Source organism: Tabrizicola sp., from assembly GCF_051645465.1.
Taxonomy (GTDB): Bacteria; Pseudomonadota; Alphaproteobacteria; order Rhodobacterales; family Rhodobacteraceae; genus Tabrizicola.
In genome coordinates, this window is sequence record NZ_JBOFBI010000069.1 from 1 (window position 1) to 7,226 (window position 7,226).

A 7,226-nucleotide genomic window follows, 5' to 3' on the forward strand; every position below is an offset into this window, starting at 1 on the left:
CCCCCGTCCCAAGCTTGAACCGCGCCAACCCTGGTGCTGCTTCCGTATCCACCGACCCAAGGTCCAGCCACCGCCCCCCCTCCGCCGCCAAGGCCTCCGCCGCCCGGGTCAGCATCACTCCATGCACCCCCGCCGCCCGCGCCGCATCCGACGCCCATCCAAGGTGATAGGTCGCCGAAGACCCATGCACGACAAACGCCATCGCTACCCCCACCTCACCCCGACCGCGCCACTCCCAAACCCGCAGGCACCCATGCGGCAAAGCCCGCGTGAAGCCCTCCGGCAGCGCCCGATACCCCCGCGCCCGCCGCTGCCGCCCTTCCTCGGCTACCAGCCGCTCAAGCGTTTCCAGCCCGCCCAGCCGCACCCCGACCCCGGCCGCCTCGGCAGCCACCAGACGGTTCCGCCACTTGCCCGCCATCCCCGCCCGCAGATCGCCGCCCAGCTCCCAGACCACATGATGCATCGGCGTCACCAGCGGGATAAGCCCAAAGCCCGAGACCCCCTCCTCCGGCGTCACCACCGTCACCCCCGGCCAGCGCGCCAGCCTCCGCAGCGCACCCCGCCGCTCCTCTTCCGTCACCCCCGCCTCCCAGACCGGCCCGCGAGACACCAGCCGCAGCCGCCCCCGCTCGACCGCCAAAGCCTGCCCGCAGCCCAGGTCGTGCCAAGCCACCCGCGCCCCGCAGGCCTTCACGGCAGCCGCATAGGGCTCGCTTTGCTGCAAGGGCAGGAAGGTCTCAAAGGCGCCGAAATCGAACATGCGGCCATTAACGGACCAGAAACCTTTCCATGTCCTTAACTGGCCCCATGAAACGCGCGCCCCTGCGAAAGACCCCAGCACCCACGCCCCGGCTCACGCTCTGGGTCCCGGTCCTCATGGCCCTCGGGCTCTGCCTCCTCTGGCTTGCCGTCCTCGCCCTGATCCGGCTTTGACCCCAACCTTAGGCTTTGACGCCTCACCGAACCACAGCTAAGGTCGCGCCGTTCCAAACCGCATTGAGTGCCGCAAAACAATGAATCTGAAGGAACTCGCCACCCGGCTCGGACTTTCGCCGACGACGGTGTCGCGGGCGCTGAACGGCTACCCCGAAGTGAACGAGGCGACGCGCGAACGGATCGTCGCGGCGGCCAAGAAGCACAACTACCACCCGAACACCCGCGCGATCCGGCTGGCGACGGGCCGGGCCATGGCCGTCGGCCACGTCATCGCGATCGCCAACCGGCACGAACTGGTGAACCCGATCTTCGCCGATTTCGTCGCCGGCGCGGGAGAGACCTACAGCCGCAACGACTATGACATGCTCCTCTCCGTCGTCCCCGATGAGGATGAGGCGCAGACCTACCGCAACCTCAAGGTCAAGGGCAACGTCGACGGCGTCATCGTGCATGGCCCCCGTGAAAACGATTTTCGCATCCCGCTCCTGCGCGAGATCGGCCTCCCGTTCGTCGTCCACGGCCGGGCGACCGGCGCCACGGAACCCTACTCCTGGCTCGACGTGAACAACCGCCGCGCCATCCTGCGCGCGACCGAACATCTCCTGGGCCTCGGCCATACCCGGATCGCGCTCGTGAACGGCCTTGAGTTCATGGACTTCGCCAACCGCCGCCGCACCGGCTATCTCGACGCGCTTTCCACCCACGGCATACCACCAGACCCGTCCCTCATGTTCTCCGGCGAAATGACCGAGATCGCGGGCTTCCGCGCCGCCAGCACCATGCTTGCCCTGCCCAAGCCTCCCACCGCCTTTGTCGCGGCCTCGATGCTCTCGGGCATGGGCGTGCGCCGCGCGGTCGAAAGCGCGGGCCTGCGCACCGGACACGACGTCTCGATCATCATCTTCGACGACGACCTCAGCTACATGAAGAACGGCGAGGAGACGCCGATATTCACCGCCATGCGATCTTCCGTGCGGGAGGCTGGCGGTCTCGTCGCCAAAATGCTTCTTGACCGTATCGCCAATCCGGACTCCGGGCCAACCCATCAGCTTCTGGAGGCAGAACTGATCATGGGCCAGTCCACCGGCCCCGCACCGAAAGGCTGACATGTCCCTCTCGCGCTTCGACTTCCCCGAAGGCTTCATCTTCGGCGCCGCCACCGCCGCCTATCAGATCGAGGGCAGCGCCTTCGGCAACTGCGGCCCCTGCCACTGGGACACGTTCTCCGCGACCCCCGGCAACGTGGTGCGCGCCGAGAATGGCGCCAAAGCCTGCGACCATTACCACCAGTGGCCTGCCGACCTCGACCTCCTGAAATCCGCGAATATGGATGCCTACCGCTTCTCCACGTCCTGGGCGCGGGTGATGCCGGATGGTGTGAACGTCAACCCGGAAGGGATTGATTTCTATGACCGTCTCGTCGATGGCATGCTGGCACGAGGCCTGAAACCCTTCCAGACCCTCTACCACTGGGAAATGCCCTCCGCCCTCGCCGACAAGGGCGGCTGGACCAACCGCGACACCTGCCACCGCTTCGCCGATTTCGCCGAAACGATAACCCGCCGGCTTGGAGACCGCGTCGCCGCCATCGCGACGATCAACGAACCCTGGTGCGTCGCCTGGCTTTCCCACTTCATGGGCATCCACGCCCCCGGCCTCCGCGACATCCGCGCTGCCGCCCGCGCGATGCACCATATCCTCCTTGCCCACGGCCTTGCGGTGGAACGCCTGCGGGGCATGGGCCAGCCGAACCTCGGCATCGTTCTCAACTTCGACTACAGCGCCCCCGCGAGCCCCGAGGAACAGACGGCGTCGGACCTCTGGGACGGCATCTTCAACCGCTGGTTCATCGAAGGCATCACCCGCCAAAGCTACCCCGCCAACGTGCTCGAAGGCCTTGACCCCCATATGCCGCCGAACTGGCAGGACGACATGCCGGTCATTGGCCAGAAACTCGACTGGCTGGGCGTCAACTACTACACGCGCCACATCGTGGCTCATGCGCCGGGCACCCCTTGGCCATCGCTCCGCCCCGTGCCGGGCGATCTTCCCCAGACCCAGATGGGATGGGAGATCTACCCCGAAGGCCTGCACCACTTCCTCACCCGAATGGCGAAAGACTATGTCGGCCAGACCCCGATCTATGTCACCGAAAACGGCATGGCCAATGCCGACCAACTTGAAGATGGTGCCGTAACCGACCGTATTCGCGAAGATTTCCTCTTCTCCCACCTCGCCGCCACGAAACAGGCCATCGCCGATGGGGCCAACGTCAAAGGCTTCTTCTACTGGTCGCTTCTCGACAACTACGAATGGGCCGAGGGCTACGAAAAACGCTTCGGCCTCGTCCATGTCGACTTCGAAACGCTGGCAAGAACTCCCAAATCCTCGTATCACGCCCTCGCCCGCGCCCTGGCGCGAAACGAGTAGGATGCGCCGATGACCCTTGCGATTCTTGCCGACATCGGCGGCACCAACACCCGCGTGGCCCTTGCCGACGGCGCCCATGTCCGGCTCGATTCGATCCGGCGCTTCCCGAATGCCGAATACCAGGCGCGGGGCCAGGACATCGCCCAGGTCCTGCGCGACTATCTGGCTCAGACCGGTGCCACGGTCACAGGCGTTTGCGTTGCGGCAGCTGGTCCGGTTCAGGATGGCGTCGCCACCATGACCAACCTCGACTGGGTGATGGACGCGGCCAAGCTTTCAGGTGCTACGGGTGCCGCAAAGGTTGCCATTCTCAATGACCTGCAGGCGCAGGGCCAGGCCCTTGGCCACATCCCGGCGGCCAACTTGCGCCGGGTGGTCGACGGCCCGGTCAAGCATGGCGCATCGATGCTGGTCGTCGGCCTTGGCACCGGCGTCAACGCCGCCCCCGTCCATCCCGGCGCGCAAGGCCGCGTCGTCCCGCCCTCGGAATGCGGCCACGTGAACATGCCGGTCCGGACCGAGGAAGACTTCCGCCTCGTCCGCTTCATCGAGGCGCTGCTGAAAGCCGAAGGCGAAGCCCCGCATGCCGGGGTGGAAGAGGTGCTCGCCGGGCGCGGCCTCGCCAATCTCCACGCTTTCGCGGCCGCCGAGGCCGGGAAGCCCGCAACCCTGACCTCAGCCGAGGTTCTGGCAGCCCTAGCGGCGGGCGATGCGACCGCCTCGCACGCAGCACGGCTTTACATCCACATCCTCGCGCAGATGCTTGCCGACCTCGCGCTCATCCACCTGCCCTACGGCGGCATCTACCTAATCGGCGGCATGTCCCGTGCGATGACCCCGCATATGGCCACGTTCGGCCTTGGCCAGCAATTCCGCGAACCGCGCCGGGTGGACCTTCTGGAAGAAGACTTCTCGGTGACCGTCGTCGAAGACGACTACGCCGCCCTGACCGGCTGCGCGGCCTATCTGGATAGCGTCGCCTGAGAGCAGCCCTCACTACGGCCCGACGCCCACGAAACCTTAACTATTCTCTAACGGGCGCGTATAACCCATTGATTTCATTTGACCGAAATCGATGCGCACCGTGCCCATACCCTACCCCAGCCGCTCCTTGATGAACTGCAGCGCCACCCCAAGCCCGTCCGGGGCAATCCCATGCCCGGTTCCCTGCATCACATGCCCAAAGGTCTGGAACCCCGCCCCAACCAGGGCATCCCCGGCCGTCCCCATGTCCGAAAACGGTACCACGGGGTCCTGATCCCCATGGACCAGCAGAACCGGAGGCCTGACCACCGCCTCCTCCGCCAAGACCTCCGGCCGGAGCAACCGCCCCGAAATCGCCACCACCCCCGCGACGGCCTCCGCCCGACGAGGGGCCACATGCAAGCTCATCATCGCCCCCTGGCTGAACCCCACCAGCGCCAGCCGGTCAGCCGTCAACCCCTCCTCTGCCAGCCGAGCGTCGAGGAACCCATTCAGATCGACCGCCGCCGCCTCCAACCCCGCCTCGGCCAGGGCCTGCGAAGACCCGTCCAGCCATGGGATCGGAAACCACTGATACCCGAACCCACCCCCTACGCACCTCTCCGGTGCATCGGGGGCCACGAACGCAACCCCCGGCAGATGCGGGCCAAGGACATCGGCCAGCCCAAGAAGGTCCGCCCCATCCGCTCCATAGCCATGAACGAAGACGACCAGCGCCGTCGCCTCGCCCACTGGTGGCCCCTTCCGCCCGAACCTCAACTCCCGCATCAGATCACCCCGTCCCGTTCCTTCGCCACCCGGTAGTAGGCCCACAAGATCCGCGCCGCAACCGACCGCCAGGGCGACCATTCCTCCGCCATCCCCCGCAGCGCCTTCTCCGAAGGCCGCGCCTCCAGCCCGAAGAGCACCCGCGCCGCCTCCTGCAACACCAGATCGCCGGGAGCGAACACATCCGCCCGCCCCAGCGCGAACATCGCGTAGATTTCCGCCGTCCAGACCCCGATCCCCGGCACCGCCACCAGCTGCCCGATCACCTCACCATCCGGCATCCCCCGCAAGGCATCAAAGTCGATCCCCGCCTGCGCGAGCGCCCGCCCGTACCGCGCCTTCTGACGGCTGAGACCCACCTCTCGTAGCGCTTCATCCGACGCAACCGCCATCGCCGCCGCCTCAGTCAGCCCGGCCCCTTCCAGCCGCCCCCAGATCGCCCGCGCCGACGCGACCGAGACCTGCTGGCCCACGATCGCCCGTAGAAGAGCCGCGAACCCGTCCTCCTCCCGCCTTAGAGGCAACGTCCCCACCAACGGCAAGGCGCGGGCAAAGCGAGCATCGCGCGCGGCAAGCCACTCGGCCCCCTCGGCGACACAGTCCAAAGAATGGATGATCCGTCCAACCATGCCCCTTCCTGCCAGCCCGCGCGATCCGCCGCAACCACTTGCCCCCGCGCCGTGCCAGGGCTACGGCTGTCGCATGAGCCAAGACACCACAGCCCGCCGCAACGTCCTTGTCCTCGTCGCAGCCCAGGCGATCCTTGGCGCGCAGATGCCGATGATCTTCACCTTTGCCGGTCTGGCCGGGTCGTCGCTGGCGCCGAATGCCTGCTGGGCCACCCTCCCGATTTCGCTGACCGTCATCGGCTCGATGCTGACCGCCACGCCGATTTCCGCCTTCATGCAGGTCTATGGCCGCCGTGCTGGGTTCGTCGTCGGCGCGCTTGGCGGGGCGCTTGGCGCCGCGGTCAGCGCCTGGGGCCTCTCCGCCGGCAGCTTCGTCCTCTTCTGCATCGGCGCCTTCCTGTCAGGCATCTACATGTCGGCACAGGGCTTCTACCGCTTCGCCGCCGCCGACACTGCGTCCGATGCGTTCCGCCCGAAGGCGATCAGCTGGGTGATGGCGGGCGGGCTCTTCTCGGCGATCATCGGCTGGCAGGTCGGCAAGGCGACCGTCGAGGTGCTCGCGGTGCCGATCCTGGGGACGTACCTTGTGATCATCGCCTTGAACCTTGTCGGAATGCTCGTCTTCGTCGCGCTCGACATCCCCAAACCAAAACCCCCGGTCGAAGGCGCCCCCGTCGGCCGGAGCCGGGCCGAACTTCTGCGCAACCCGACGATCCTCGTCGCGATGATCTGCGCAACCGTTTCCTACGCGCTGATGAACCTCGTCATGACCTCATCGCCCCTTGCCGTCGTCGGCTGCGGCTTCGACAAGTCAGACGCTTCGGACGTGGTCACGCTGCATGTGCTGGCAATGTTCGCGCCAAGCTTCTTCACCGGCCATCTCATCGCCCGCTTCGGAACCGAACGCATCATCGCGGCGGGCCTGACCATTCTGGCTGCCGCGGGCGCGGTGGCGATGGCGGGGGTCGAGCTCCAGAACTTCTACGTCGCCCTGATCCTGCTGGGGCTCGGCTGGAACTTCGGCTTCATCGGGGCGACCACCATGCTCACCTCTGCCCAACGCCCCGAGGAGCGCGGCCGCCTCCAGGGCCTGAACGACCTTGTCGTTTTCGGCGGTGTGACCCTGGCCAGCTTCTCCTCGGGCGGGCTCATGAACTGCGCCGGCGGTTCGGTTCAGGCCGGCTGGCAGATGGTGAACCTCGCCATGCTGCCCTTCCTTGTGCTTGCAGGCGGTGCGCTGATCTGGCTTTGGCTGCGCCCGCAGGAAATGCGGGGCTGACGCCGCTTCTCGCGGATTATTCGCGCAAGACTTTCACAAACGGGTGCTAGGGTTAGCTATTGTATCCCTTTCCACCAGCCATTCAGGTGCCCCATGCGCATTGCCGCTTTCAACGTCGAAAACCTTTTCAACCGCGCCCGGATCATGAACCTGCCGGACTGGGCCGATGGCCGCCCGGTGCTCGAGGCCTTCGCCGA

General features: G+C 66.6%; 8 protein-coding genes. 5 read left to right on the forward strand and 3 right to left on the reverse strand.

Annotated elements, in window-relative coordinates:
* Positions 1 to 763 (reverse strand): GNAT family N-acetyltransferase (locus ACRCSW_RS04025; RefSeq protein WP_438702797.1); only part of this gene is annotated, 763 nt, incomplete at its 3' end.
* 47 nt (positions 764 to 810) lie between these two features.
* Here ACRCSW_RS04025 and ACRCSW_RS04030 point away from each other — a divergent pair.
* From ACRCSW_RS04030 to ACRCSW_RS04045, 4 genes are all read left to right on the forward strand, one after another.
* Positions 811 to 936 carry a hypothetical protein gene (locus ACRCSW_RS04030; protein ID WP_438702799.1) on the forward strand — a complete coding sequence of 42 codons (126 nt, stop codon included), beginning with the start codon at positions 811 to 813 and terminating at the stop codon, positions 934 to 936.
* 80 nt (positions 937 to 1,016) lie between these two features.
* The gene (locus ACRCSW_RS04035; protein ID WP_438702801.1) at positions 1,017 to 2,045 is read left to right on the forward strand and encodes a LacI family DNA-binding transcriptional regulator; all 1,029 of its coding nucleotides are present in this window, start codon (positions 1,017 to 1,019) and stop codon (positions 2,043 to 2,045) included.
* A gap of 1 nt (position 2,046) precedes the next feature.
* Positions 2,047 to 3,369, forward strand: coding sequence for a GH1 family beta-glucosidase (locus tag ACRCSW_RS04040; protein WP_438702803.1), 1,323 nt, complete (start codon positions 2,047 to 2,049; stop codon positions 3,367 to 3,369).
* 9 nt (positions 3,370 to 3,378) lie between these two features.
* Complete coding sequence (locus ACRCSW_RS04045; RefSeq protein ID WP_438702805.1) at positions 3,379 to 4,353, forward strand: ROK family protein; 975 nt, start codon at positions 3,379 to 3,381, stop codon at positions 4,351 to 4,353.
* Between the two features lie 111 nt (positions 4,354 to 4,464).
* Here ACRCSW_RS04045 and ACRCSW_RS04050 read toward each other — a convergent pair whose 3' ends face one another.
* Together ACRCSW_RS04050 and ACRCSW_RS04055 are read right to left on the reverse strand one after the other, a co-directional pair.
* Complete coding sequence (locus ACRCSW_RS04050; RefSeq protein WP_438702810.1) at positions 4,465 to 5,124, reverse strand: alpha/beta hydrolase; 660 nt, start codon at positions 5,122 to 5,124, stop codon at positions 4,465 to 4,467.
* On the reverse strand, positions 5,121 to 5,750 hold the full coding sequence (locus ACRCSW_RS04055) for a DNA-3-methyladenine glycosylase family protein (protein WP_438702806.1): 630 nt from the start codon (positions 5,748 to 5,750) through the stop codon (positions 5,121 to 5,123). Before ACRCSW_RS04055 ends, ACRCSW_RS04050 begins: the two co-directional genes overlap by 4 nt.
* A 73-nt stretch (positions 5,751 to 5,823) precedes the next feature.
* On the opposite strand from ACRCSW_RS04055, the gene ACRCSW_RS04060 reads away from it, so the two are divergent.
* Positions 5,824 to 7,029, forward strand: coding sequence for an MFS transporter (locus ACRCSW_RS04060; protein ID WP_438702808.1), 1,206 nt, complete (start codon positions 5,824 to 5,826; stop codon positions 7,027 to 7,029).
* Positions 7,030 to 7,226 lie beyond the last annotated feature (197 nt).